Raw genomic sequence first — 24,874 nt, 5'->3', positions numbered from 1 at the left:
ACGAGAGCGGCGCTGCTGCCGACTCATAGCCAACACGTCGCCACCGACGCCTGCCAGCCGTTGACAGCGGAGAGCCGCCATGCATGTGGACGGGGGGCAGCGGATCGTTCGCCTGCCGAACGATCCGATGCCTCGGGCGCGAGCTCGTGTCGGTCCGACGCCGAACCATCCGGCGCGACGGACGCTGGCCGACGTCGCGATCGCGCCGAACCATCCGCCTGCTGCGGCGGGCGATCAGGCGATCTCGGGTCGCTTCTGCCGGAACATCCGCGCGGGCCGGTCCTCGCCGTCCCACACCTGCACGATGCCCCACGCGACGGCCGCGATCGGCACCGACAGCACGGCGCCGACGATGCCACCGAGCACGGTGCCGATCGTGAGGGCGATGAGGATGACGAGCGCGTGCAGCTTGAGGGAGCGGCCCATGACGACCGGCTGCAGGAAGTTGCCCTCCAGCTGGTTCACGGCGATGACGGCGACGAGCACGATGATCGCCGAGACGAGATCGTTGGCGACGAGGGCGACGAGCGTCGCGAGGGCGCCCGCGACCGTCGCGCCGACGAGCGGCACGAACGCCAGCAGGAAGACGAGCACCGCGAGCGGCAGCGCGAGCGGCACCTGCAGGATCGCGAGCACGAGGCCGATGCCGACGGCGTCGACGAGCGCGACGGTCGCCGTGCCGCGCACGTACCCGCCGAGCGTGCCGACCGTCTTGTCGCCGATGCGCTTGGCGCGCGCGTACGACTCGCCCTCGAACGGGCGCAGCAGGAACTCCCAGATGCGCGGGCCGTCCTTCAGGAAGAAGAACAGCACGACGACCATGAGCACGAGCCCCGTGACGAAGTTCGCGGCGGCGCTGACGCCGGCGAGCGCGCCCGACCCGAACTGCGCGCTCGTGACGAAGTCGATGATGGCGTCGCGCGCGTCGGAGATCTGCTCGTCGGTGGGCGCGAAGGGCAGCGTCGACACCCACTGCACCACCTGGTCGAAGCCCTCGACGGCCTGGTCGCGCAGGTCGTCGAACTGGTTCCGGACGGCGTTCACGATGAGCGTGACCACGCCGCCGAGCACGACGACGATCGCGAGCAGCGCGAGGATCGTCGCGACGATCGAGGGGACGCCCTTGCGGCGCATCCACGACATGACCGGTGCGAAGGCCGACGCGAAGATGAGCGCGAGGATGACGGGGATGATGACGATCGTCAGCTGCGTCATGGCGTAGACGGCGCCGGCGACGACGACGAGCACGAGGATGATCTGCAGCGACCGCGTCGCGAGCCGACCGAACGAGTCGCCCCACAGCGACCACGGCGGACGGGCGGCGCGCTGCACGACCTCGGTCGGCCTTGCGGCCGGCTTGCTGAAGAGTCCCATCGCATCCCCCTCGTGGAATGCGTCCACGCTAGCCGCGGCCGCTGGGCCGATGCCGCACGCAGCGCCGCGCTGGCGCGGATGCGCGAGGATGCGGTAGCGCCGGGCGTGGGCGGTGGCGACCAGCCTGCGGGGTCACGACCAGCGTGGGCGGTCACGGCTAGCGTGACGGACGTGACCGACGCATCCCTCGCCTCCGGCTACCGCATGCTCCTCGAGCCGCCCACCGTCGACGAGTACCGCAGGCTGCGCGCGGTCTCGGGCCTGTCGCCGAAGACGGCCGGGCAGGCGGAGGGCGCGATCGCGGGCACGTGGACGTGGCGCACCGTGCGGCTCGCGGGCGCGGGCGGAGCGGGCCCGGCGGTCGCGATGGGGCGCGTCGTGGGCGACGGCGGCTGGTACTTCCTCGTCGCCGACATGGCGACGCTGCCCGAGCATCAGGGGCGCGGTCTCGGCAAGGCCGTGCTGCGGTCGCTGCTCGCCGAGATCCGCGAGCGCGCCGAGCCCGGTGCGTACGTCACCCTCACCGCGGATCCGCCCGGCCGTCGCCTCTACGAGGCGCACGGCTTCGAGGACGTCGCCCCGGCGCGCACGGGCATGTCGCTGCTGACCTGAGCGAGGAGCGCCATCGCGCGCATCCGCCTGCATCCGACGATCGCGCGTTCCAGCTGACTGGTCGCAGCTGCACCTGGATCGGTCGGAGAGGCACCTGGCGCGCTCGCCGGCGAGCGGGTAGCATCGCCAGCCGACCGGCCCGCGGTGAGAGCGCGGACGCAGCACGACCACGAGAGCAGACGATGACGGAGATCCTCCGCGACGCGACCATCGCGCGCTGAGAGCGGCACACGCACCGCATCGGTCCTCAGCGCGCAGCGAAGCGCTCTTGGAGGACACCGTGTCTTCGACCATCCAGCTCACCCATGCCAGCGTCGTCTGGCCCGACGGCACCGTCGCGCTCGACGACGTCTCCGGCACCTTCGGCCCAGGCGCCACGGGCCTCGTCGGCCGCAACGGCACCGGCAAGACCACCCTGCTGCGCCTCGTCGCCGGCGACCTCGCACCCACGTCGGGCGCGGTCGTCGCGAGCGGGCCCGCAGCGACCCTGCCGCAGTCGCTGCCGTCGCATCCCGGCACGGTCGCGGATGCCCTCGGCATCGCGAACGTGCGCGACGCGATCGCCGCGATCGAGGACGGCGACGTGGATCCCGCCCGCTTCGACGCCGTCGGCGACCGTTGGGGCGTGGAGGCCGAGGCCCTGGCTGCGCTCGCCTCGGCGGGCGTCGAGGGCGACGAGTCGCTGCTCGACCGCCCGATGCGCAGCCTCTCGGGCGGCGAGGCGATCCGCGTCGGCCTCGCCGGCATCCGGCTCTCGGGGGCTCCGATCGCGCTGCTCGACGAGCCGTCGAACAACCTCGACGCCGAGGCGCGCGCCGACCTCGTCGCGGCCATCCGCGCATGGCCGGGCACCCTCGTCGTCGCGAGCCACGACCGCGCCCTGCTCGAGCACGTCGACCGCATCGCCGAGATCCACGGCCGCGAGCTGCGCACGTTCGACGGGCCATGGTCGGTCTACGAGCAGGCGATCGCCGCCGAGCAGGCTGCCGCGCGACGTCGACTGCAGGATGCGCGCGCCGAGCACCGGCGCGAGCGCGCCGACCGCATCGAGGCGCACGAGCGGCGGCAGCAGGCGGAGGCCGCGGGTCGGCGCGCGCAGGCGGCCGGCGGCATCCCGCGGATCATGGTGAATGCGCTGCGCAACCAGTCGGAGGCGACGACGGCTGCGAGCGGCAGGCTGCACCAGGGCCGCGAGGCGAGCGCGCTCGCCGCGATCGCCGTCGCGGAGGAGGCGGTGCGCGACGACCGCTCGATCCGGGTGCCGATGCCCGAGACGCGTGTGCCGAACGGCACGACGGTGCTCGAGCTCGGCGGACCGGATGGTCGCGTCGTCGTGCGCGGCCCGGAGCGCGTCGCGCTCGCCGGCCTCAACGGCTCGGGCAAGACGACCCTGCTGCGCGCCATCGAGGCGTGGCCGGCGACGCCCGAGCGCGCGGCCGTCGCGCCGGTCGCGCACCGCATCCCGGAGCTCGCCGTGCTCGCGCAGCGCACCGAGGTCGACGAGTCGGCGACCCTCGTGGAGGTGCTGCGAGCCGCGAACCCGCACGCGACGCCGCTGCAGGCGCGCGCGATGCTCGCCCGCTTCCTGTTCCGCGGCGCGGACGGCGAGCGGCTCGCGGCCGGGCTGTCGGGTGGCGAGCGCCTGCGGCTCGCGCTCGCGCGCATGCTGCTCGCCGATCCCGCGCCGCGGCTGCTGCTGCTCGACGAGCCGACGAACGACCTCGACGTCGACGCGATCGGCCATCTCGTCGACGCGCTCGCGGGCTTCGAGGGCGCGCTCGTCGTCGTGAGCCACGACGAGCGCTTCCTCGCCGACGTCGGCGTCACGAGGCGGTGGACCGTCGAGCGAGGCGTGCTGCACGACGGACCGGCCTGAGCCACGGCGGAGCCTGCGCCCAGGACGGCGTGGCAGGCTCGCCGGCGAGCGACGAGGAGGCGGATCGTGAGCGTCGACATCCCGGATGCCGTGACGTGGGCACGTGCAGTCGTGCCCGAGCGCGCGTCGCTCGCCGACCTCGAGGCGCACGTGCTGCGCCACGACCACGCTGCGCTGCGCGCGCTCGGCAGGCGTCGGGTCGACGACCCGGGCGGACGTCGGCACCCCGTCGGCGGCCGCGTGGGCACCGCGCTCCTCGTCATCGCCTCGCTGCTCGCGCTCGCCGCGCCGGTCGTGGGATTCGCGGTCGTCGTGGCCGACGGCTCGATCGTCGTGGGGAACGGGGGCGCGCGGATCGACGTCTCCGAGCCGCTGGACGCGGCCGTGGCGTTCCCGATCGTCGCCGCCTGCTTCGGCGTCGCGGTCGCGCTGCCGCTGTCGTCGCTCGCCTTCTGGCTGCGCCGGCAGCGAGTGCGGCTGCGCTCCGACCTGGCGCTGCCGGGCGCGACGCTCGTGCTCGCGCTTCTCACGCTGCCGGTCGTGCTCCGCCGAGCCGACGAGGGCGCATCGCCCGCCGCGGCCCTGGCGGCGACCGGCGTCGCCGCTGCCGTGTCGGTCGCGACGATGCTCGCGCTGCTGCTCGTCTCGCGCCCGGCGGAGCGCACGCGCGACTGGTTCCCCGTGACCGGGCTACCAGATTCGGCCGCCGCGGGCGCGGCGATCGCCGTGCTGCCCGAGGGCCCGCGCGAGGCGATGCGTGCAGAGCGCCGCGAGGCCCTCGAGGCGCTCGTCGCCCGCGGCCTCCTCGGCCCGGCCGAGCGCGAGCGGGCCGATGCCGCACCGCTCGGCGCCCTCGTCGAGCTCGACCGCCGCACCTGACGCGCGACCGACCGCGGCTCAGATCGACTCGCACCCCACGAGCGCGGCGAGGGCCCGGTCGTAGACCGACTGCAGCCGGACGCCCGTCCCGTCGGCGGAGGCACGCACCCATCCCTCGATCGTGAGTCGGATGAGCACCGACTGCCACTCGACGAGCGCCCGCATCTGCAGCTCGTCGCGGCCGGTCGCGGCCACGAGGTCGGCGAGGAACCGCTCGTCGCGCTCGTGCTCCCGCCGCAGCGCGGCGGCGAGCAGCGCGGGCTCGTCGCCGATGAGCCGTCGCACGCGCAGGTGGCGCCGATGACCCTCGGCGTCGTCCTCGAGGATCAGCAGGTGCTCGCGCCAGAAGGCGACGAGCTGCGCGCGGAGCGGTCGCGACGGATCGAGGGACGCGACGGCGTCGGCCATCGCGGCGGCGATCTCGGCGTCGTCGAGCACCGCCTGCTCCTTCGTGCCGCACAGGCGGTAGAAGGTGCGCGGCGAGACGCCGGCCGCTGCCGCGATGTCCTCGACCGTCGTCGCCGCGACCCCCTGCCGCTCGAAGAGGTCGAGCGCGGCTTCCGCGATCTCGCCTCGCGTCTGCGATCGACGGCGCTCGCGCAGGTCTGCGCCGGCGGGATGGTCGATCGTCACGCGCCCATGCTACGGTAGTCCGCGTCAACGTGGCAGTCACTGCCAGATTGACGCGGATGCGCAGATCGATGGGGCTCGGCGCTCCGACGACACGCAGCCGCAGACGAGGACGCCATGACCAGCCCCACCGCCACCGCCTCGACCTCGACCGTCACGCCCGCGCACGTGCGCCCGGGGCCTGTGCTCGCGCTGCTCGTCGCGAGCGCCTTCGTCGTCATCCTCAACGAGACGATCATGGGCGTCGCGATTCCGCAGCTGACGATCGACCTCGGCATCACGACCTCGACGGCGCAGTGGCTCACGACCGGCTTCCTGCTCACGATGGCCGTCGTCATCCCGACCACCGGGTTCCTGCTGCAGCGCTTCCCGCTGCGCTCCCTCTTCTTCGTCGCGATGGGGCTCTTCACCGCCGGCACGGCGGTCGCCGCGATCGCACCGGGCTTCGAGGTGCTGCTCGTCGGCCGCGTCGTCCAGGCCGCCGGCACGGCGATCATGATGCCGCTGCTGTTCACGACGGTGCTCTCGGTCGTGCCGCCCGAGCGACGCGGCCGCTTCATGGGCCTCGTCTCGGTCGTCATCGCCGTCGCGCCCGCGATCGGTCCGACGGCGTCCGGCCTCATCCTCTCGGCGTTCGAATGGCACTGGCTCTTCCTCTTCGTGCTGCCCATCGCCGTGGCGTCGCTCGCGCTCGGCGCGGTGTTCGTGCGGAACCTCACCGACACGAAGCCCGCGCACCTCGACGTCGTGTCCATCCCGCTCGCCGCCCTCGGGTTCGGCGGCCTCGTCTACGGCCTCGCCTCCATCGGCGAGTCGGCGGAGGGCCACTCGGCCCTGCCGCTGTGGGTGCCGCTCGCCGTCGGCGTCGCGGCGCTCGGCGCCTTCGTCTGGCGGCAGCTCGCGCTGGGCGGCACCGACCGCGTGCTGCTCGACCTGGCCGTCTTCCGCGCCCGCTCGTTCGTGCTCGCCGTCGTGCTCGTCGTGATCATGTTCGGCCTCATGCTCGGCACGCTGATCCTGCTGCCCCTCTACCTGCAGAACGCGCTCGGGCTCGATGCGCTCACGACGGGGCTCATGCTGCTGCCCGGCGGGGTGCTCATGGGCGTGCTCGCACCGATCGTCGGAGCCCTCTTCGACCGCTTCGGCCCGCGCCCGCTCGTGCTGCCGGCCGCGATCGTCGTGAGCGCGGCGCTGTGGTGGATGACGACGCTCGACGCCGACTCGCCCGCCTCGCTCGTCATCGCCATGCACCTGGCGCTGAACGCAGGCATCGCCTTCGTCTTCACGCCGCTGCTCACCTCGGCGCTCGGCTCGCTCCCACGACGCCTGTACTCCCACGGCTCGGCGCTCATGTCGACGCTGCAGCAGGTCGGCGGCGCCGCCGGCACCGCGCTGTTCGTCACGCTCATGGCCGTCGGCGCGGCGGCTGCGGCGGCGGATGGCGTGACGGATGCTGCTGCCGCCAGCAGCGCGGGCGTGCACACGGCGTTCGTCGTGGGCGCGGTCCTGTCGCTCGGCGCCGTCGTGCTCGCGGCGTTCGTGCGCGGCTCGGGGGCGGACACCGCCGCCGAGTCCGGGCGACCCACCAGCTGACTCGTCGAATCCGCACGTGAGCGCGGCCTCGCGGGCATCCTGCACGTCTCGCACCGCTCTCGTGCGGGTTCGACGAGGGACACGGCACGCCGCTGCGACCGTGCCAGGCTGGATGCCCATCCACGCGAGGAGCATCACCATGCGAGCGACGATCATCCACGGCGAGCGCGACGTCCGCGTCGAGGACGTGCCGGATCCGGCGCTGCGGACGGGGCCGGATGCCACCGGTCGCGACGCGATCGTGCGCGTGGTGGCCGCGTGCGTGTGCGGCTCGGACCTGTGGCCCTACCGCGGGGTGCGACCGATTGAGGAGCCTCGCCGCATCGGCCACGAGTTCGTCGGCGTCATCGAGGAGGTCGGCGCAGCCGTGCGCACCATGCAGCCGGGCGACCTCGTGATCGCGCCCTTCGTCATCTCGTGCGGCGAGTGCGCGAACTGCCGCAACGGCATCACGACGTCGTGCCTGCACGGCGGCGGCTGGGGCTCGGAGGGCGAGGAGGGCTTCGCCGACGCCGGACAGGGCGAGCGGGTGCGCGTGCCGCTCGCCGACGGCACCCTCGTCGTCGTGCCCGGCGACCCGGCGCCGGAGCTGCTCCCGAGCCTGCTCGCGCTCTCCGACGTCATGCCGACGGGCCACCACGCCGCGCTGTCGGGCGGGGTGCGCGAGGGCTCGACCGTCGCGGTCGTCGGCGACGGCGCCGTCGGGCTCAGCGCCGTGCTGGCGGCGAAGCGGCTCGGCGCCTCGCGCATCGTCGCGATGTCGCGCCACGCGGACCGGCAGCGGCTCGCGGTCGCGTTCGGCGCCACCGACGTCGTCGCCCAGCGCGGCGACGAGGGCGCCGAGCGCCTCCACGCGATGTTCGACGGCATCGGCCCCGACGTCGTGCTCGAGTGCGTCGGCACGGCCGAGTCGATGGATCAGGCGCTGCGATCGGCGCGGCCCGGCGGCCAGGTGGGCTTCGTCGGCGTGCCCGCCGGCGGCCCTGAGCTGCCCATCCGGCAGCTGTTCTCGACGAACGTGGGCGTGCGCGGCGGCGTCGCGCCCGTGCGCCCGTACATCCTCGAGCTGCTGCCCGAGGTGCTCGACGGCTCGCTCGACCCCGGTCGCGTCTTCGACATGGAGGTGCCGCTCGAGGACGTGGCGGAGGCGTACCGGGCGATGGACGAGCGCCGGGCGATCAAGGTGATCGTCCGTCCCTGACCGCGTCGCCCGCCGGACAGGGGATCGAGTCAGGGCAGCGCGCTGCGGCGCTCGACGAGCACGGTGTCGTGCCAGACGCCGTCCGGCGTGCGGCCGATGCGCTCGCGAACGCCGACGACGCGGTATCCCACGCGCTCGTGGAGGCGGATGCTGCCGACGTTCTCGGCGATGATCGACGACTGCACGGTCCAGACGCCGCGCGCCTCGGCGTCCTGCAGCAGTCGGCGCAGCAGCGCCTCGCCGATGCCGCCGCCGCGGGCCTCCTGCGCGACGTAGACGGAGTGCTCGACGACCCCGCGATACGCCGCGCGGGCGGAGACGGGGGACGCCGCGACCCAGCCGACGACGACGCCCTCCTGCTCCGCGACGCTGCCGAGCGCCGCGATCCGCGTCGCGTGGAACGCCTCGGCCGACGGGGTCGTCGACTCGAACGTGGCGAGGCCGGTCGCGATGCCCTCGGCGTAGATCCGCTCGACGGCGGACCAGTCCCCGTGGTCCAGGCGGCGCAGCGCGAACGTCATGGCTCGAGGATCCCATCCGCGAGCCGGCCGACGGACGACGGAAGGCCCGGATCCGAGGATCCGGGCCTTCCGATGCGCTCTCGAGGAGCTCCGTGCGCGAGGGGGGACTTGAACCCCCACGCCCTTGCGGGCACTGGCACCTGAAGCCAGCGCGTCTGCCAATTCCGCCACTCGCGCGTGCGGCCGCATCGCTGCGAGCCAACCACGAGACTCTAGCAGAGCCGAAGGGTCCGCCGATGCGCGCTGCGACGCGCTCGCTACGTTCATCCCGTACCCTGAGGGACGCACGAGACGAGAGGCACGACAAGACGGTGGGAATCCTCGACAGCTTCGAGCGCGGGCTCGAGCGGGTCGTCAACGGCGCATTCGCCAAGACGTTCCGCAGCGGCGTCGAGCCGTTGGAGATCGTCGCGGCCCTCAAGCGCGAGCTCGACACGAACGCATCCGTCGTCTCCCGCGACCGCATCCTCGTGCCCAACCGCCTCACCGTGCGCCTCTCCCCCGAGGACCACGCGCGCATGTCGCGCCTGGGCGAGTCGCTCACCGACGAGCTGCGGTCTGCGCTGCAGAGGCACGCCGCCGAGAACCAGTACTCGTTCGCCGGCGGCATCGACCTGACGCTCGAGCGCGACGACGCGCTCGCCACCGGCATCCTCGCCGTGGATGCGGAGCTCGCGAAGGGCGAGGTCGCCTGGCGGGCCGTCGTCGACATCAAGGGCAACCGCGTCTCGCTGCGGAAGGGCCGCACGATCATCGGCCGCGGCTCCGACGCCGACATCACGGTCGACGACGCCGGCGCCTCGCGCTCGCACGCCGAGATCGTCTGGGACGGGTCGCGAGCGCAGATCACCGACCTCGGGTCGACGAACGGCACGCTGCTCAACGGCCGGCGGCTGAAGAAGTCGCTGCTCGAGCCGGACTCGATCATCGACATCGGGTCGACGCGGCTCGTGTACCGCGTGCTCGCGGAGTCGAGGGGCGACCGATGAGCGAGCTGACGCTGCTGCTGCTGCGCGTGGGATTCCTCGTGCTGCTGTGGGTCTTCATCTTCATCGTCATCTACTCGCTGCGCAGCGACCTCTTCGGCTCGCGCATCACGCGCTTGCAGCAGCAGGGCAGCACGCCCGCGCCGAGCCCGACGCCGACGGCGCCTCCCGCCCGATCGAGCGCGACGGCCGTGTCGCCGGACGCGGCGACCACGGTGACGCAGATGGGCCGCGGCTCGCGCGCCGCCGCGCCGGCGAGCCGACCCGCGTCGCGCCTCGTCGTGACGGGCGGCCCGCGCGCCGGCCTCGAGATCGACCTGCCCGCGACGGGTCTCACGATCGGCCGATCGAGCGGCTCCGGCCTGCAGGTGAAGGACGACTACACGTCCTCGAACCACGCACGCCTCGTGCTGCGCGGCGACGAGTGGCGCATCGAGGACCTCGGCTCGACGAACGGGACGTTCGTCGGCGGTCGTCGCGTGCAGGGTTCGGCATCCGTGACCCCGGGCGTGGAGCTGCGCATCGGCACCACCACGTTCGAGCTGAGGCGGTGACGTGGCCCTCGCCGCAGCGCGCAGCCACGTGGGCAGGGTCCGGAGCGACAACCAGGACTCGGGCTACGCGGGCGCCCACCTGTTCGTGGTCGCCGACGGCATGGGCGGCCACGCGGGCGGCGACGTCGCCTCCGCGCTGACCATCCGGCGGCTGCGGGACGCGGACCGCGAGCACGCGAGCGCCGAGGAGGCGCTCGACGACCTCAAGGGCACGATCCAGGCGGCCGGCGAGACCCTGCAGTCGACGATGCGGGAGCATCCCGAGCTCGCGGGCATGGGCACGACGGTCTCGGGCATCGTCCGCGTCGGCGACCGCATGGCGATCGCCCACATCGGCGACTCGCGCATCTACCGGTACCGCGTCGGCGCCCTCACCCAGATCACCACCGACCACACCTTCGTGCAGAAGCTCGTCGAGGCGGGCCGCATCACGCGCGAGGAGGCGGAGACCCATCCACGGCGCAACGTCGTCATGCGCGTGCTCGGCAACATCGAGACCCACCCCGAGATCGACGGCATCGTCGAGGACACGCTGCCCGGGGATCGCTGGATCGTGTGCTCCGACGGGCTCTCGGGCGTCGTCGGCGAGGCGAGGCTCGCGCAGCTGCTCGGCCAGCGCCGCGACGCGGCCGCGACCGCCGACCGTCTCGTGCAGGAGGCGCTGAGCCACGGTGCCCCCGACAACGTGACGGTCGTCGTCGTCGACGTCGACGAGTCGCCCGTCTCGAGCGTCGAGCCGCAGATGGTCGGCAGTGCCGCGAGCGAGATCGACTACGAGGCGGCCGAGCCCGAGGCGACGCCCATGAGCCTCACGCAGCTGCTGCTGCATCCCGTGCAGGCCAGGCAGCAGCCCGCCTACGAGCACTTCGAGCCCGAGAGCGAGGAGTACCTCGCCGAGCTGCTCGCCGAGCACCGCCGATGGAAGCTGCGCCGCCGCATCACCTGGGCGGTCGGGGTCGCGCTCGCCGTGATCGCCGTCGTCGGCGGTGCGCTCGGCTTCTACGCGTGGACGCAGACGCACTACTTCGTCGGCGCGAACGACGAGGGCTACGTGACGATCTACCAGGGCGTGCAGAGCGACGTCGGCCCGATCGTGCTCTCCTCCGAGGTGCAGGTCACGAACATCGAGCTCTCGGAGCTGACGGAGTTCGAGCAGCAGCGCATCGAGCAGACGATCAACGCCGACAGCCTCGACGCGGCGCAGCGGATCGTCGACCGGCTGGAGGTGTCGTCGCCATGACGAACGCGCTGCAGACCGGCATGATCCAGCTGCGCGACGCGACCGAGGCGATCCGCGTCCGCATCCGCAACCCGCAGAAGATGCGGGCGCTCGAGCTGTTCCTGCTCGTCATCGCGTGGGCGATCGCGGGCGGCGCGATGACGCTCGTGCAGATCGGCGCGCTCGAGACCGTCGACCTCACGCTGCTCTACCTCTTCGGCGGCCTCGCCGCGATGACCCTCGTCATGCACGTCGTGCTGCGGTTCGTCGCACGCGACGCCGACCCCTTCCTGCTGCCGATCGCGACCGTGCTGAACGGCATCGGCATCGCGATGATCTACCGCATCGACATCGCGCGCGGCGACCTCGGGTGGGATGCGGCGGGCATCCGGCAGATCGTGTGGGCCGCGGTCGCCATGACCGCGGCGATCGTCGTGCTGCTCGTCATCCGCAACCATCGCGTGCTGCTGCGGTACCGCTTCACGGCGATGGCGGTCGCGTTCGTGCTGCTGCTGCTGCCGATGCTCCCCGGCATCGGCGCGACCATCAACGGCGCGCAGGTGTGGATCCGCGTCGGCTCGTTCTCGTTCCAGCCCGGCGAGATCGCGAAGATCGCGCTCGCCGTGTTCTTCGCCGGCTACCTCGTCACCGCACGCGACTCGCTCTCGATCGTCGGCCGCAAGGTGCTCGGGCTGCAGCTGCCCCGCCTGCGCGACCTCGGCCCGATCGCCGTCGTCTGGGCCGTCTGCATGATGGTGCTCGTCGTGCAGGGCGACCTCGGCACGGGCCTGCTGTACTTCGGCCTCTTCACGGTCATGCTCTACGTGTCGACCGGTCGACGCTCCTGGATCATCATCGGCCTGCTGCTCGTCGTGCTCGCCGGCGGGCTGCTGTGGCTGCTCACGCGCGGCGACGCCGAGTGGATGCAGCGGCTCGGCATCGGCGTCATCGTCGTGACCGTGCTCGGCATCCTGGGCTCCTTCGCCGTCATGGCGCTGCAGCGCTGGCGCAGCGACGGCGGGATCGGCTGGATCGTCTCGAGCGTGCTCGCGGCCGTGCTCGGCGTCGTCGCCGCCATCGCGCTGCTGCGCCTCGACCCTGCGTCGCTCGAGGGCCTCGGCATCGGCCGCGTCGAGTCGCGCGTCGACGGATGGCTGCGCGCGTTCGACCAGGACGTCCTCGACCGCACGGGCGGCTCGTTCCAGCTCGTCACCGGCATCTTCGGCATGGCCGCCGGCGGCCTCCTCGGCACGGGTCTCGGCCTCGGTCGCCCCGACCTCGTGCCCCACGCCGAGTCGGACTTCATCATGGCGTCGATCGGCGAGGAGCTCGGCATGGTGGGCATGTTCGCCGTGCTCGCGCTCTTCCTCGTGCTCGTCTCGCGCGGCATGCGCGTCGGCTACCTCGGCTCGGACGACTTCACGAGGCTGCTCGCCGTGGGCCTCGCGTTCGTCATCGCGCTGCAGGTGTTCATCGTCGTCGGCGGCGTGACGCGCGTCATCCCGCTCACGGGCCTCACGACCCCGTTCATGGCCGCGGGCGGATCGTCGCTCGTGGCGAACTGGATCATCGTGGCGCTGCTGCTGCGGCTCAGCGACACCGTGCGACTGCAACGAAGGGTGGTCACCTCGTGAATCGCGAGCTCTCCCGCGTGAGCCTGCTGCTCGTGTGCATGTTCGTCGCGCTCTTCGGCTCGTCGTCGATCATCCAGTGGGCGCAGGCCGACCAGCTGCGCGACGACCCGAACAACCGGCGCACGATCCTCGACTCCTTCGCCGCAGAGCGCGGCGCGATCCTCGTCGACGGCGTGCCGGTGGCGCAGAGCGTCGAGTCGGGCGACCAGTACGAGTGGCAGCGGGTCTACCCGCAGGGCGCCCTCTACGCTCCTGTCACGGGCTACTACTCGCTCGGGCAGGGCAACAGCGGCATCGAGGGCGCGATGAACGACGAGCTGACGGGGCAGGCGTCGAGCCAGTTCCTGCAGCAGGTCGAGCAGCTCATCACCGGTCAGGATCCATCCGGCTCCTCGGTCGAGCTCACGATCGACCCCGCAGCGCAGCAGGCGGCGACGGATGCGCTCGCCGCCGTGCAGGGCGCGACGGGAGCGGCGGTCGCGATCGACCCCGCGACGGGCGACATCCTCGCGCTCACGACGACGCCGACGTACGACCCCAACATCTTCGCGAGCCACGACACCGACGCGGTCATCGCCGCGTACGACCAGATGCTCGCCGACCCGAGCCAGCCGCTGCAGAACCGTGCCATCGGCGGCGACCTCTACTTCCCGGGCTCCGTGTTCAAGCTCGTCGTGACCGCCGCGGCGATCGAGTCGGGCTCGTACACGCCCGACTCGACCTTCGGCAATCCGGCAGAGCTGGACCTCACAGGCACGTCGACGCCCATCTACAACTCCACGCGCCAGGCGTGCCGCGGCGGCGAGGGCGACCAGGTCTCGCTCACGAACGCGCTCATCTACTCGTGCAACATCCCGTTCGCCGAGCTCGGCGAGCAGCTGGGCGAGGATGCGATCGCCGAGCAGGCTGCCGCGTTCGGCTACGGCGAGTCGCTGCAGATCCCGATGTCGGTCACGCCCTCCACCTACCCGGAGGACCTCGATCCGGCGCAGCTGCAGCTGACGTCGTTCGGCCAGTACGACGTGCGCGTGACGCCGCTGCAGGTCGCCATGACGACCGCGGCCATCGCGAACGACGGCGAGCTCATGCAGCCTCAGCTCGTCGACGAGGTCATCGACACCGAGACGCTCGACGTGCTCGCCGAGCCCGCCCCGCAGTCGCTCGGGCAGGCGGTCAGCGAGTCCACGGCGCAGACCATGCAGGATCTGATGGTGCAGGGCGTCCAGCAGGGGTTGGCGTCGAACGCCGCCATCCCCGGCGTGACGGTCGGCGGCAAGACGGGCACGGCGGAGAACGACGAGTCGGGCGACCGACCCTTCAACCTCTGGTTCACGGGCTTCGCGGAGGGGGCGGACGGCAGCCAGGTCGCCGTCGCCGTCGTCGTGGTCCCGCAGCAGAACATCGCGGCAGACACCTCCAACGAGGTCGCCGCACCCATCGGCAGGGCGATCATCGAGGCGGTGCTGAACTCATGAGACCAACGAGCGGACTCACCTTCGGCGGGCGGTACCAGCTGACGTCGAGGATCGCCATCGGCGGCATGGGCGAGGTCTGGCAGGCCAGCGACCTCGTCATCGGTCGCACGGTGGCGCTGAAGATCCTCAAGGACGAGTACATGGGGGACCCCGGGTTCCTCGAGCGGTTCCGCGCCGAGGCGCGCCACGCCGCCCTCGTGAACCACGAGGGCATCGCCAACGTCTTCGACTACGGCGAGGAGGAGGGCAGCGCCTTCCTCGTCATGGAGCTCGTGCCCGGCGAGCCGCTGAGCGCCATCCTCGACCGCGACCGCACCCTGCCCGCCGACAAGGTGCTCGACATCGTCGCGCAGACGTCCGCCGCGCTGCACGCCGCCCACCAGGCGGGGCTCGTGCACCGCGACATCAAGCCCGGGAACCTGCTCATCACGCCCGAGGGGCGCGTGAAGATCACCGACTTCGGCATCGCGCGCATCGCCGACCAGGTGCCGCTCACCGCGACCGGTCAGGTCATGGGCACCGTGCAGTACCTCTCGCCCGAGCAGGCGAGCGGGCAGCCGGCCGCGCCCGCGACCGACATCTACTCGCTGGGCATCGTCGCGTACGAGGCGCTCGCGGGTCGGCGCCCGTTCACAGGCGAGTCGCAGGTCGCGATCGCGATGGCGCACATCAACGACGCGCCGCCGGAGCTGCCCGGCACCGTGCCCGAGCCCGTGCGCAACCTCGTGCTCTCGTGCATCGCGAAGAAGCCGGCCGACCGGCCGACGTCGGCGGCGCACCTCTCGCGCGCCGCGACCATGCTGCGCCGCGGCGACATCGCCGGCGCCGCGGCGATCGTGCCGGGCATCGCCTCCACCGACTCCTTCGCGACGATCGACGCGCCGACGCAGGCCACGACCCGCGTCATCGGCACGCAGTCGCAGCCTGCGACCGCGGCGCTGCCCGTCGCGGTCGAGGACGAGCGTCGCGACGTCGAGCGCAAGCGCAGGCCGTGGCTCATCCCGCTCATCGTCGTCGGCGCGATCCTGCTCATCGGCGGGCTCGTGGCGCTCGTGTGGGCGCTGCTCGGCATGGGCGGCGGCGACCCCGAGCCCTCGGCGAGCCCCTCGCCGTCCCCCTCGGAGACGGCGGAGACCGTGCAGATCGACGAGGACGACTACCTCGGCATGACCGAGGCGCAGTTCCGCGACGCGATGGCGGACCTCGACCTCGTCGCCGACGTGCAGACGGGCAGCGAGGCGGCACCGACCGCTGCGCAGGCCGGCACCGTCTACGCGGTGAACCCGACGGGCCCCGTCGCGCCAGGCACGACGATCTCGGCCACCATCTACGCTCCGCTGCCGACGCTCGAGCAGCCGGCCGCACCCACGGTGCAGGGCGGCGGCTCGACGGACGTCGCGCCGGGCGACTCGCTCACGGTCACGTGGGATGCCTACTCGTGCCCCGCGGGCTACGAGCCGTCGTATCGCGTGTTCCTCGAGGGTCCGGGCGGCGTGGGCAACGTCACCGGCTCCACGGCCGACGTCACGTTCAACGGCGAGGGCACGGTGACGGTGACCTACACGGTCTCGTGCCAGGCCGACGGTCGGGACGAGCTCACGAGCGACCCGTCGCAGCCGCTGACGTTCACCGTCGCGGCGCCCGAGGAGTCGACGCCGCCGAGCGAGTCGCCCGACCCGTCGCCCTCGCTGCCGCTCCCGACGCCCTGATACCGCGGATCCGCGGCACAGGTTCGCACCCCCTTCCGACCGCTAGACTCGTGCGGTCCGGAAGGGGGTGCGCATGACCGACGTCATCGCCTCCCTCGACGTCCTCGGCGATCGCTACGAGATCGGCGAGCTCATCGGCCGCGGCGGCATGGCCGAGGTGCATCGCGGTCGCGACCGCAGGCTCGACCGTCTCGTCGCCATCAAGCTGCTGAAGCCCGAGCTCGGCGACGACGACGACTTCCGCGTGCGCTTCCGCCAGGAGGCGCAGTCGGCGGCGCGCATGTCGCATCCGACCGTCGTGCGCGTCTTCGACGCCGGCGAGCAGGTCACGAATGACGCCCACGGTCGCGCCCACTCGGTGCCGTACATCGTCATGGAGTACGTCGACGGCCGGATGGTGAAGGACATCATCGCCGAGTCGCCGCTCACGGAGTCCGAGGCGGTGCGCATCACGAAGGGCATCCTCACGGCCCTCGAGTACTCGCATCGCGCCGGCATCGTGCACCGCGACATGAAGCCGGGCAACGTCATGGTGACGCCGGGCGGCCAGGTGAAGGTCATGGACTTCGGCATCGCTCGCGCCGTCAGCGAGACGTCGACGTCGGTGGCGCAGACCGGCATGATCCTCGGCACCGCGCAGTACTTCTCCCCCGAGCAGGCGCGCGGCGAGGTCGTCGACGCCCGCACCGACCTGTACTCCACGGGCGTCATGCTCTTCGAGATGCTCACGGGCAGGCCGCCGTTCCGCGGCGACACCGCGGTCGCCGTCGCGTACCAGCACGTCTCCGAGCAGCCCGTCGCGCCGTCGACGCTGCGCGAGGGCATCTCGCCCGCGATGGACTCCGTCGTGCTCAAGGCCCTCACGAAGCGCAAGGACGAGCGGTTCCAGTCGGCGGACGAGTTCAAGGAGGCGCTCGAGGCGGCGCTCGCGGGCGAGGCGGTCGCCGTCGACCGCGACGAGGCGGCGATCTTCACGACGGGCGTGCAGGGCGGGCCCGCGACGACCATGTTCCAGGTGCTCGAGGTCGACGACTACCGTCCGGCGCCGCAGGCGCGGCCGCCGGTGGCATGGCTGTGGGGCGGCATCGCCCTCATCGGCGTGCTCGTCGTCGCCATCGTCTTCTGGGCTGCGAGCCAGGGCCCGAACCTGCCGATCGGCACCCTGTCGGCGACCGTCCCGTCCGTGACGGGCATGACGCAGGACGAGGCGACGGCGGCGCTCGAGGAGGCGGGGCTCTCGGTGAGCGTCCGCACGGTCGTCGACGACGAGTCGGATCGCGGCGAGGCGCTGCGCACCGACCCGCCAGCGGACACGCGCGTCGCCCCGAACTCGTCCGTGACGCTCTTCGTCTCGAACGGTCCTCCGCCCTTCGCGCTCACCGACGTGCAGGGCAACACGGTCGCGCAGGCCACGACGACCCTCGAGAGCCAGGGCCTCGTCGTCGCCGAGTCGCGCGTGACGCAGGATCATCCCTCGCTCCCCGAGGGCACCGTGCTCGGCACGCAGCCCGCGGCGTCGACGCAGGTGTCGCAGGGCGACACCATCACGCTCGTCGTGTCGAGCGGCCAGGTCACGATCCCCGACGTCGTCGGCCAGCCCATCCAGGAGGCCGTCGCGGCGATGCAGGCGCCGGAGGTCGGCTACCAGGTGCGGCAGCTGTACGTGACGTCGTGCATGGGCGGCCGCGTCGTGCAGCAGGACCTCACCCCCGGCTCGCACCCGCAGGGCGGCACGATCACGCTCACCTACTGCAACGGCCAGCCGCAGCCGACCACCCCGCCGACCCCGACCACGGACCCGGGGAACGGGAACGGCGACGGCAACGGCGGACCCGGCGGCGGGGGCGACGAGGGCTGAGCCCCGCGCGCTCGTGCAGGCGAGCGACGAGCGTCAGTCCCCGAGGGTCACCAGCGGCGCCTTCGACGCAGCTCGCGCCGCCGCCCCGCCGAGTCCTGCGCGCTCGAGCCAATTGCCCAACATGCGGTACCCACCCTCCGTCAGCACCGACTCCGGGTGGAACTGCACCCCCCAGATCGGCCGCTCGCGGTGCTCGAGGGCCATGATGACGCCGCGGCCGTCGGCCTGCTCGGTGCGGGCGGTGACGACGAGCTCGTCGGGCACGGTGCCGTCGACGACCGCGAGCGAGTGGTAGCGCGTGGCCGTGAAGGGCGAGGGGACGCCCTCGAAGATCTGAGCGTCGTCATGCACGACCTGCGAGGTCTTGCCGTGCATGAGCTGCTCGGCGTGGGTCACGACCCCGCCGAGCGCCTCGGCGATCGCCTGGTGGCCGAGGCATACGCCGAGCAACGGCGTCCCGTGCGCGATCGCCGCGTGGACGATCCCGATGGATGCGCCCGCGTCCGCAGGCGTGCCCGGCCCGGGCGAGAGCAGCACGGCGTCCCACTCGACGATGGACGACGGGTCGACGACGTCGTTGCGCACGACGTGGACGTCGGCGCCGAGCTCGGAGAGGTAGCCGGCGAGCGTGTAGACGAAGCTGTCGAAGTTGTCGACGACGAGGATGCGGGTCATTCGACGGTCGCATCCGGCGTCGGGAAGAACGTCTGCATGACCCACGGGTACACGTGCCAGATGAGCGCGTACGCGATGCCCGCGGCGAGCGCGAGCAGCACGAGCGCCTTCACGGGCCAGGGGCCAGGGATGACCCGCCACAGCGCGCCGTACATCAGGCTCCTCCCTGGATCGCCGCGAGCTCGGCCGGCATGGTCTCGGACCATCCGACGAAGACGGAGTAGGTGATGAGGCGCGACGCCGCCGACCACTCGGGGTGGCAGGTCGTCATCGTCATGAGGCGGTCGGTGGGCGCGACGCCGGGCTGGTTCGGCACGGGTGCGACGACGTCGACGGCGGTCGGCAGCACGTACTCGCTGTCGCGGTACTCGTAGACGTACCAGACGCCCTGCATCTGCACGTAGATGCGGTCGCCGACCACGAGCTCGTCGAGCCTCGTGAACGGTCCGCCCTGTCCGTTGCGATGGCCCGCGATGGCGAAGTTGCCGACGTCGCCGGGCATCGCGGAGGTCTCGTAGTGCGCGAGGCCCAGGTCGAGCGAGTCGAGCACGTAGCGGCTCGTGCCCTGACCGACGGTCCGCACGAAGTCCGGTCCGAACCGCGGGATGTAGACGACGGCGAACGCCTCGCGGTCCGCGGGGGCGGCCGCGATGGGCGGGGCGTCGGTGCGCAGCTCGGCCGCGGGCTCCGCGTCGGGCGCATCGCCGGAGAGCGACTGCGCGAACGACTGGGCGGCGGCCTGCTGCTGGCCGCCCATGATGTCGTCGCTCAGCCACACCTGCCAGCCGACGAATCCGAGCACGAGGACGCCGACGGTCACGAGCAGCTCGCCGAGCACTCCGCCGACGGTCGCGCGGCGGCGAGGGCGAGGAGTCGTCGGCACCCGAGCAGTCTACGCGGGAGGCTGGGGTAGACTCGCGGATCATGGCCAGGAACAGCATCGCCCGCTCGCGCGACGCGCGCGACCAGGAGGAGTCCCGCAATCCGTCGTGGTTCGTGCCGGTCATGCTCGGCTTCATCGTCGTCGGGCTGCTCTGGGTCGTCGTGTTCTACATCTCCGGCTCGACGCTGCCGATCGCGTCGATCGGTCCGTGGAACATCGCGATCGGCTTCGGCATCATGTTCGTCGGGTTCATCATGACCACGAAGTGGAAGTAGCCCGACCCACGCATCGTCACGAAGGCCCGCACCAGCTCGGTGCGGGCCTTCGTCGTCTCGCCGTCGCGCTCCCGCCGGCGCATGGCGAACGTTCGAACGCGTCGAATCACACGCGTGTCAGTTGTGCACAGGTGTGGACAACCCTGTGGACAGTCGACCGGTGCGTGGACGCCATCGAGGAGGGTTCGACGCACGAGGCGTCTCGGATGGGTGCGCCGCGGCGCCGGGCGACGAGAGCGCGCCGTCAGACGAGGACGCCGACGGCGACGCACAGCGCAACGACGACGGCGCCGACGACGCCGATCGGCGTCCAGACGGCACGCCTCGTCTCGGCGCCGCGCAGGTTCGCGCCCAGCCAGAAGCCGAGGGCGAGGCCGGTCAGCAACCCGCCGACGTGCGCCTGCCAGGAGACGTTCGAGAGGAAGAGCCCGATGGCGAGGTTGATGCCGACGATCACGAGGATCTGCGGGTCGAAGCGACCGCCGAGCATCCGCTGCAGCCCGATGTAGACGCCGAAGAGGCCGAAGATGGCGCCGCTCGCACCGATGACGAGCGTGCCGGGCGACAGCAGCGACACGGCGACGCTGCCGCCGGCGGCCATCACGAGGTAGGCGACGAGGTACGGCACGGCACCGATGCGGCGCTCGATGTTCGGCCCCATGAGGTAGAGCACGAGCATGTTGAAGACGAAGTGCAGGATGCCGCCGTGCACGAGCACCACGGTCACGAAGCGCCAGGGCTCAGCGAGCGCGAGGGGCGCGTAGAAGCCCAGGGAGTACGTGACGACGTCGCCGAGCAGCAGCTGCGCGACGCCGACGGCCGTCGTGAGGACCATGATCGCCGTCGTGACCGGAGCGGGCATGCCGAGCCAGCGGCGCACGCCGCGCTTGACCGGTCCGCCGTAGGAGAGGCGTCGCTGCTCGCGGTGCGCCGCCATCGAGGCCACCTTGCCCTCGCGCACGCACTCGGGGCACTGCACGCCGACGGGGGCCTGGATCTGGCACTGCCCGCAGATGGTGCGACCGCAGCGCTGGCACAGCGTCCAGCTCTCGCGGTCGGGGTGCCGGTAGCACGTCTCGACGCCGGGAGCGCTCATGCGAGGCTCCCGGCGCCGGGACGATGCGGTCGGCGGGTCACGTCAGACGGACGCGACCGTGACGCCGGTGATGACGACGTCCTCGAGCGGCTTGTCGCGACCGTCGGTCGAGACGGCCTGGATCGCGTCGACGACGGCGCGGCTGTCGGCGTCCTCGACGAGGCCGAAGATCGTGTGCTTGCCGCGCAGCCAGGGCGTGGGCACCGTCGTGATGAAGAACTGCGAGCCGTTCGTGCCGCGCCCGCCCTGGATGCCGGCGTTCGCCATCGCGAGCACGTAGGGCTCGTCGAACGAGAGCTCGGGGTGGATCTCGTCGTCGAACTGGTAGCCGGGGCCGCCGATGCCCTGACCGAGCGGGTCGCCGCCCTGGATCATGAACTCGGGGATGATGCGGTGGAAGATCGTGCCGTCGTAGAGCGGCGTCGTGGAGGTCTCGCCCGTGCCGGGGTGCTTCCACTCCTTCTCGCCCGTCGCGAGGCCGACGAAGTTGTCGACCGTCTTGGGTGCGTGGTTGCCGAGCAGGTTGACCTTGATGTCGCCGTGGTTCGTGGAGATCGTCGCGACTGCGGTGTGGAGCGCCATGCCTCGATCCTCGCACGCGCCGTGCGCGGCTCTAGCACCCGTTCGACCACAGCGAAACCCATGGGATCTCCCCGTGCGACGGTCAGGAGTCCATGCCAGGATGCTGCACAGACTCGACCCGGGAGGCACTCATGTCGCTGGCCCTCACTCGCAAGCGCGAGAAGGAGATCAAGAAGCTGCGCAAGCAGGCCGAGAAGCTGTGGAAGGTGCAGCGCGACGTCGGCGAGCGCGCCGGCCTCCTCGCGCACCAGGCGGCGGACCAGGCGAAGGCCTACGGCTCCGAGACCCTCGTGCCCGAGGCGCGCCGCTACGCGCGCAAGGGTGCCGACTCCGGCCGCAACGCCGTCGCCGGCGTCACGCACGGCTGGAACGACAAGGTGCTGCCGGCCGTCGCCTCCGGCATCGGGTCGTTCGCCGCGTACGCGCAGATCGCGAAGGACCAGCGCGTCAAGGACGCCATCAAGAACGTCAAGAAGCTGCGCCTGCCCGACGTGAAGCCCGCCCGCTCGGGCCCCTCGGCCGTGCAGTGGGTGCTCATCGGCGTCGGCACGCTCGCCGTCGCCGGGGCAGCCTACGCGGCGTGGCAGACGCTGCGCGCCGACGACGACCTGTGGATCCCGGACTCCGACGAGGTCGACCCGCGCTGATTCACCCTGCGCATGCAGGAGGGCCCCCGCCGCACGGCGGGGGCCCTCCTGCATGCGTGGTGGGTCAGCGCAGCCGTGCGCGGCCCCGCACGACCGACTCCACGGTGTCGCGCACCGGTGCGCCGGCGAGGAGTCCGAGCGAGGCGCCGGCTGCGAGGGCGAGCCCGATCGCCGCGGCGCCCGCGAGCTGCACGACGCCCGCGACGAGCGTCGTCGTCGACTCCGAGTCCACGAGCGCGACGAGGCCGCTGAAGACGGCGTAGCCGGGCACGAGCGGCACGATCGCCGCCGTCGTCACGGCGATCGACGGCACGTGCAGGCGGTGCGCGACGAGGATGCCGGCGAAGCTCGTCACGAGCGCGCCGAGCGCGCTCGACACGGGGGATCCGAGCCCGAGGCTCATGCCGACGAGCCACCCCGCCCACGCGAGCGCGCCGAGGCTCGCGCTGAGCAGGATCGTGCGCAGCGTCGAGCCGAACACGATGGCGACGGCCGCCGCGATGAGCACGGAGCCGCCGATCTGCTGCGCGATCGATCCGAGCGGGAAGGCCGTCGCGATGGGGATGGCGATGCCCACGAGCGACGCGAGGTGGAGGCCGCCGAGCACGCCCGCGGCGACGCCGACGGTCGAGAGCGCGATCTCCATGACGCGTCCCTGCGCCGTGAGCGAGAAGCCGTCGATCGCATCCTGCGCGGCGGCGACGACCGACATGCCCGAGAGCATGAGCACGATCGACCCCGCGACGATGAGCGACGCGCGCATCTCGACGAACGGCCCCCATCCCGCATCGCCTGCCGCAGCGGTCGCCGCCGCGGCGGCGGTCACGACGAGGGCGCCGACGACCTGCGAGAAGAAGAACGGGATGCGTGCACGCGCCATGCTGCGCTGCACGACGGCGGCGAGGACGGCGGCGGCGAAGGCGATGACCGTCAGCAGCGCGCTCGCACCCATGAAGATGCACACGCCGACCGTGACGAGGCCCTGCGCGGCGACCACCGCGATCGGCCGATACGAGAACGCCGTGCGCCGGGTGCGATCGAACGTCGCGATGGCGTCGTCGAGCGGCATGCCCGCCTCGACGTCGGCGACGAGCGCCTGGAGCCGCTGCAGCTTCGCGTGGTCGGGCGCGGGTGCGCGCACGACGCGAAGCAGGGTCGTCGGCTCGCGGTCGACGGTGCGCTGCCACGAGATCGTGATCGAGTTGAAGGTCACGTCGACGTGCAGCGGCCGCACGCCGTAGGCGCCGGCGATGCGCGAGCACGCGAGGGTCACATCGTTCGCGGACGCACCTGTCGTGAGCATCGACTCCGCGACCCGCACGGCGAGGTCGAGCACGCGCAGCGCCATCGCGCGGTCGACGACCATGAGCATCTCGGTGTGCGGCAGCTCGGGGTCGGCGCGCACGACGCCGAGGATGCGGTCGACGATGCCGCGGCGGCGCTCGCTCATGCGGTCGTCGGCCGCCATCCGTCGCGCATCGCGAGCGCGGCGTCGACGAGGCTCACGCGCCGCAGGGTCGGCACGTCGGCGAGGCGGTGCCAGCCGGCGTCGTCCGAGGAGCCGTCGACCTCGATGGTGAGCTCGCCGCCGGTGATCTCGGCCGAGTAGACGATGCGCAGGCCCTGCAGCGGCTCGCGCTCGCCGTGCAGCCGGTCGGCGGCGGGGATGACGATGGAGTCGACGCCGAGCAGGCCCGTGAGGCGCGCGTGGTAGCCGGTCTCCTCGAGCACCTCGCGCACGGCGGCCTGCTCAGGATGCTCGCCGGCCTCGATGCCGCCACCGGGCAGCGTCCATCCGTGGCGGCTGCCGTCGCGCCAGTGCGAGAGCAGCAGCTCCTCGTCGGCGCCGGAACCCCTCGTGATGACGCAGTACGCGGCGGCTCGGATGCGCATCCGACCAGCGTAGCCAAGCCCTCGATCGCCGCGCGGCGCGCTGGTTGACTCGGGCCATGGACGGCGTCGCGATGTTCCCGCTCGGCTCGGTGCTCTTCCCGCACACGCCCGTCGCGCTGCGCATCTTCGAGCCGCGCTACCTCACGATGATGGGTCGGCTGCTCGACGCCGAGGATCCCGTGTTCGGCGTCGTGCTCATCGAGCGCGGGCACGAGGCCGGCGGCGGCGACCAGCGCGCATCGCGCGGCACGCTCGCGCGCATCCTGCGCATCGAGGTGGGCGCCGACGACCTGCACGTGCTGGCGCTCGGCATCGAACGGGTGGAGGTCGACCGCTGGCGCGACGACGACCCGCATCCCGTCGCGGACCTCACTCCGCTCCCCGCGCTCGAATGGGATGACGCGCTCGAGCCGCTGCGTCGGGAGGCGGAGCGCGTCGTGCGGCGGCTCGCGACGCTCGCCTCGACGCTCGGCGAGTCCCGTTGGGATCCGAATGCGGCGATCTCGGAGGATCCGCTCGAGTCGTGCTGGCAGATCGCCGCGATGGCGCCGCTCGGCTCCTACGACCAGCACCGGCTGCTCGGTGCGACGAGCGCGGGCGGCCTCCTGCGCGCGGTCATCGACCTGTGCCTCGAGGAGGAGCCGGTGCTCATCGCGCGAGCGACCGACGCGCGCGAGGCCGGCGGCGACGAGGACTGACCCC

General features: G+C 72.4%; 25 protein-coding genes and 1 tRNA gene. 15 read left to right on the top strand and 11 right to left on the bottom strand.

The annotated features are described in order from the left end of the window. Positions 1–234: 234 nt before the first annotated feature. Positions 235–1,374 (bottom strand): AI-2E family transporter, encoded by a 1,140-nt coding sequence (locus tag C1N71_RS00200; protein WP_137754560.1) that lies wholly within the window; start codon positions 1,372–1,374, stop codon positions 235–237. Between the two features lie 171 nt (positions 1,375–1,545). On the opposite strand from C1N71_RS00200, the gene C1N71_RS00195 reads away from it, so the two are divergent. The 3 genes from C1N71_RS00195 (at position 1,546) to C1N71_RS00185 (ending at position 4,741) form a co-directional block, all read left to right on the top strand. Next, the gene (locus C1N71_RS00195; protein WP_254678037.1) at positions 1,546–1,986 is read left to right on the top strand and encodes a GNAT family N-acetyltransferase; all 441 of its coding nucleotides are present in this window, start codon (positions 1,546–1,548) and stop codon (positions 1,984–1,986) included. Between the two features lie 280 nt (positions 1,987–2,266). Beyond that, positions 2,267–3,862, top strand: coding sequence for an ATP-binding cassette domain-containing protein (locus tag C1N71_RS00190; protein WP_137754559.1), 1,596 nt, complete (start codon positions 2,267–2,269; stop codon positions 3,860–3,862). Positions 3,863–3,928: 66 nt separating this feature from the next. After that, on the top strand, positions 3,929–4,741 hold the full coding sequence (locus C1N71_RS00185; protein ID WP_137754558.1) for a hypothetical protein: 813 nt from the start codon (positions 3,929–3,931) through the stop codon (positions 4,739–4,741). 18 nt (positions 4,742–4,759) lie between these two features. On the opposite strand, the gene C1N71_RS00180 is transcribed toward C1N71_RS00185, so the two are convergent. Then, a complete protein-coding gene (locus C1N71_RS00180) occupies positions 4,760–5,374 on the bottom strand; it encodes a TetR/AcrR family transcriptional regulator (RefSeq protein WP_217496010.1) in 615 nt (204 codons plus the stop codon). A gap of 114 nt (positions 5,375–5,488) precedes the next feature. Between C1N71_RS00180 and C1N71_RS00175 the strand changes: the two genes are divergently transcribed. Next, positions 5,489–6,964, top strand: coding sequence for an MDR family MFS transporter (locus tag C1N71_RS00175; protein WP_137754557.1), 1,476 nt, complete (start codon positions 5,489–5,491; stop codon positions 6,962–6,964). A 139-nt stretch (positions 6,965–7,103) separates the two neighbouring features. Beyond that, on the top strand, positions 7,104–8,165 hold the full coding sequence (locus C1N71_RS00170; RefSeq protein WP_137754556.1) for a zinc-dependent alcohol dehydrogenase family protein: 1,062 nt from the start codon (positions 7,104–7,106) through the stop codon (positions 8,163–8,165). A 29-nt stretch (positions 8,166–8,194) separates the two neighbouring features. Here the strand turns inward: C1N71_RS00170 and C1N71_RS00165 are convergent, their stop codons facing one another. Further along, on the bottom strand, positions 8,195–8,686 hold the full coding sequence (locus tag C1N71_RS00165) for a GNAT family N-acetyltransferase (RefSeq protein ID WP_137754555.1): 492 nt from the start codon (positions 8,684–8,686) through the stop codon (positions 8,195–8,197). 93 nt (positions 8,687–8,779) lie between these two features. Further along, a tRNA-Leu gene (locus C1N71_RS00160) sits at positions 8,780–8,863 on the bottom strand. A 134-nt stretch (positions 8,864–8,997) separates the two neighbouring features. Between C1N71_RS00160 and C1N71_RS00155 the strand changes: the two genes are divergently transcribed. The 7 genes from C1N71_RS00155 (at position 8,998) to pknB (ending at position 18,121) form a co-directional block, all read left to right on the top strand. Beyond that, entirely contained in the window at positions 8,998–9,675 is a 678-nt protein-coding gene (locus tag C1N71_RS00155; protein ID WP_175414029.1) for an FhaA domain-containing protein, read from the top strand. Continuing rightward, positions 9,672–10,226 carry an FHA domain-containing protein FhaB/FipA gene (locus tag C1N71_RS00150; RefSeq protein WP_137754553.1) on the top strand — a complete coding sequence of 185 codons (555 nt, stop codon included), beginning with the start codon at positions 9,672–9,674 and terminating at the stop codon, positions 10,224–10,226. Before C1N71_RS00155 ends, C1N71_RS00150 begins: the two co-directional genes overlap by 4 nt. Before the next feature lies 1 nt (position 10,227). Beyond that, positions 10,228–11,466, top strand: coding sequence for a PP2C family protein-serine/threonine phosphatase (locus tag C1N71_RS00145; RefSeq protein WP_137754552.1), 1,239 nt, complete (start codon positions 10,228–10,230; stop codon positions 11,464–11,466). Continuing rightward, complete coding sequence (locus C1N71_RS15180; protein WP_254678036.1) at positions 11,463–13,079, top strand: FtsW/RodA/SpoVE family cell cycle protein; 1,617 nt, start codon at positions 11,463–11,465, stop codon at positions 13,077–13,079. Before C1N71_RS00145 ends, C1N71_RS15180 begins: the two co-directional genes overlap by 4 nt. Beyond that, positions 13,076–14,554 (top strand): peptidoglycan D,D-transpeptidase FtsI family protein, encoded by a 1,479-nt coding sequence (locus tag C1N71_RS00135; RefSeq protein ID WP_137754551.1) that lies wholly within the window; start codon positions 13,076–13,078, stop codon positions 14,552–14,554. Before C1N71_RS15180 ends, C1N71_RS00135 begins: the two co-directional genes overlap by 4 nt. Continuing rightward, positions 14,551–16,263, top strand: a complete 1,713-nt coding sequence (locus C1N71_RS00130) for a protein kinase domain-containing protein (RefSeq protein WP_137754550.1) — start codon at positions 14,551–14,553, stop codon at positions 16,261–16,263. Before C1N71_RS00135 ends, C1N71_RS00130 begins: the two co-directional genes overlap by 4 nt. A 73-nt stretch (positions 16,264–16,336) precedes the next feature. After that, on the top strand, positions 16,337–18,121 hold the full coding sequence (pknB, locus tag C1N71_RS00125) for a Stk1 family PASTA domain-containing Ser/Thr kinase (protein WP_137754549.1): 1,785 nt from the start codon (positions 16,337–16,339) through the stop codon (positions 18,119–18,121). Between the two features lie 33 nt (positions 18,122–18,154). On the opposite strand, the gene C1N71_RS00120 is transcribed toward pknB, so the two are convergent. From C1N71_RS00120 to C1N71_RS00115, 3 genes are read right to left on the bottom strand one after another with little or no spacing between them, the layout of a single operon-like run. After that, on the bottom strand, positions 18,155–18,796 hold the full coding sequence (locus tag C1N71_RS00120; RefSeq protein ID WP_137754548.1) for an anthranilate synthase component II: 642 nt from the start codon (positions 18,794–18,796) through the stop codon (positions 18,155–18,157). Further along, positions 18,793–18,951: a hypothetical protein gene (locus C1N71_RS14815; protein ID WP_175414028.1), complete on the bottom strand. Its 159-nt coding sequence runs from the start codon at positions 18,949–18,951 to the stop codon at positions 18,793–18,795. The genes C1N71_RS00120 and C1N71_RS14815 overlap by 4 nt, the downstream gene beginning before the upstream one ends. After that, positions 18,951–19,679 carry a class E sortase gene (locus tag C1N71_RS00115; RefSeq protein WP_137754547.1) on the bottom strand — a complete coding sequence of 243 codons (729 nt, stop codon included), beginning with the start codon at positions 19,677–19,679 and terminating at the stop codon, positions 18,951–18,953. Before C1N71_RS00115 ends, C1N71_RS14815 begins: the two co-directional genes overlap by 1 nt. A 41-nt stretch (positions 19,680–19,720) precedes the next feature. On the opposite strand from C1N71_RS00115, the gene C1N71_RS00110 reads away from it, so the two are divergent. Further along, positions 19,721–19,954, top strand: coding sequence for a cell division protein CrgA (locus C1N71_RS00110; protein WP_137754546.1), 234 nt, complete (start codon positions 19,721–19,723; stop codon positions 19,952–19,954). Positions 19,955–20,198: 244 nt separating this feature from the next. Here C1N71_RS00110 and C1N71_RS00105 read toward each other — a convergent pair whose 3' ends face one another. Together C1N71_RS00105 and C1N71_RS00100 are read right to left on the bottom strand one after the other, a co-directional pair. Then, positions 20,199–21,050, bottom strand: a complete 852-nt coding sequence (locus tag C1N71_RS00105) for a rhomboid family intramembrane serine protease (protein WP_137754545.1) — start codon at positions 21,048–21,050, stop codon at positions 20,199–20,201. A 42-nt stretch (positions 21,051–21,092) separates the two neighbouring features. Continuing rightward, positions 21,093–21,632, bottom strand: coding sequence for a peptidylprolyl isomerase (locus C1N71_RS00100; RefSeq protein ID WP_137754544.1), 540 nt, complete (start codon positions 21,630–21,632; stop codon positions 21,093–21,095). Between the two features lie 131 nt (positions 21,633–21,763). On the opposite strand from C1N71_RS00100, the gene C1N71_RS00095 reads away from it, so the two are divergent. Then, entirely contained in the window at positions 21,764–22,279 is a 516-nt protein-coding gene (locus C1N71_RS00095) for a hypothetical protein (RefSeq protein WP_137754543.1), read from the top strand. A 64-nt stretch (positions 22,280–22,343) separates the two neighbouring features. Here C1N71_RS00095 and C1N71_RS00090 read toward each other — a convergent pair whose 3' ends face one another. Further along, on the bottom strand, positions 22,344–23,747 hold the full coding sequence (locus tag C1N71_RS00090) for a threonine/serine ThrE exporter family protein (protein ID WP_254678035.1): 1,404 nt from the start codon (positions 23,745–23,747) through the stop codon (positions 22,344–22,346). Then, positions 23,726–24,172, bottom strand: a complete 447-nt coding sequence (locus C1N71_RS00085; protein WP_137754542.1) for an NUDIX hydrolase — start codon at positions 24,170–24,172, stop codon at positions 23,726–23,728. Before C1N71_RS00085 ends, C1N71_RS00090 begins: the two co-directional genes overlap by 22 nt. A 56-nt stretch (positions 24,173–24,228) precedes the next feature. Here C1N71_RS00085 and C1N71_RS00080 point away from each other — a divergent pair, with 56 nt between their 5' ends. Next, positions 24,229–24,870, top strand: a complete 642-nt coding sequence (locus tag C1N71_RS00080) for an LON peptidase substrate-binding domain-containing protein (RefSeq protein WP_137754541.1) — start codon at positions 24,229–24,231, stop codon at positions 24,868–24,870. Positions 24,871–24,874: the final 4 nt, after the last annotated feature.

It is taken from the genome of Agrococcus sp. SGAir0287, assembly GCF_005484985.1.
Classification (GTDB): Bacteria; Actinomycetota; Actinomycetes; order Actinomycetales; family Microbacteriaceae; genus Agrococcus.
The sequence above is the reverse complement of the archived record's forward strand: the minus strand, read 5'-3'. Positions and strand labels throughout refer to the sequence as shown.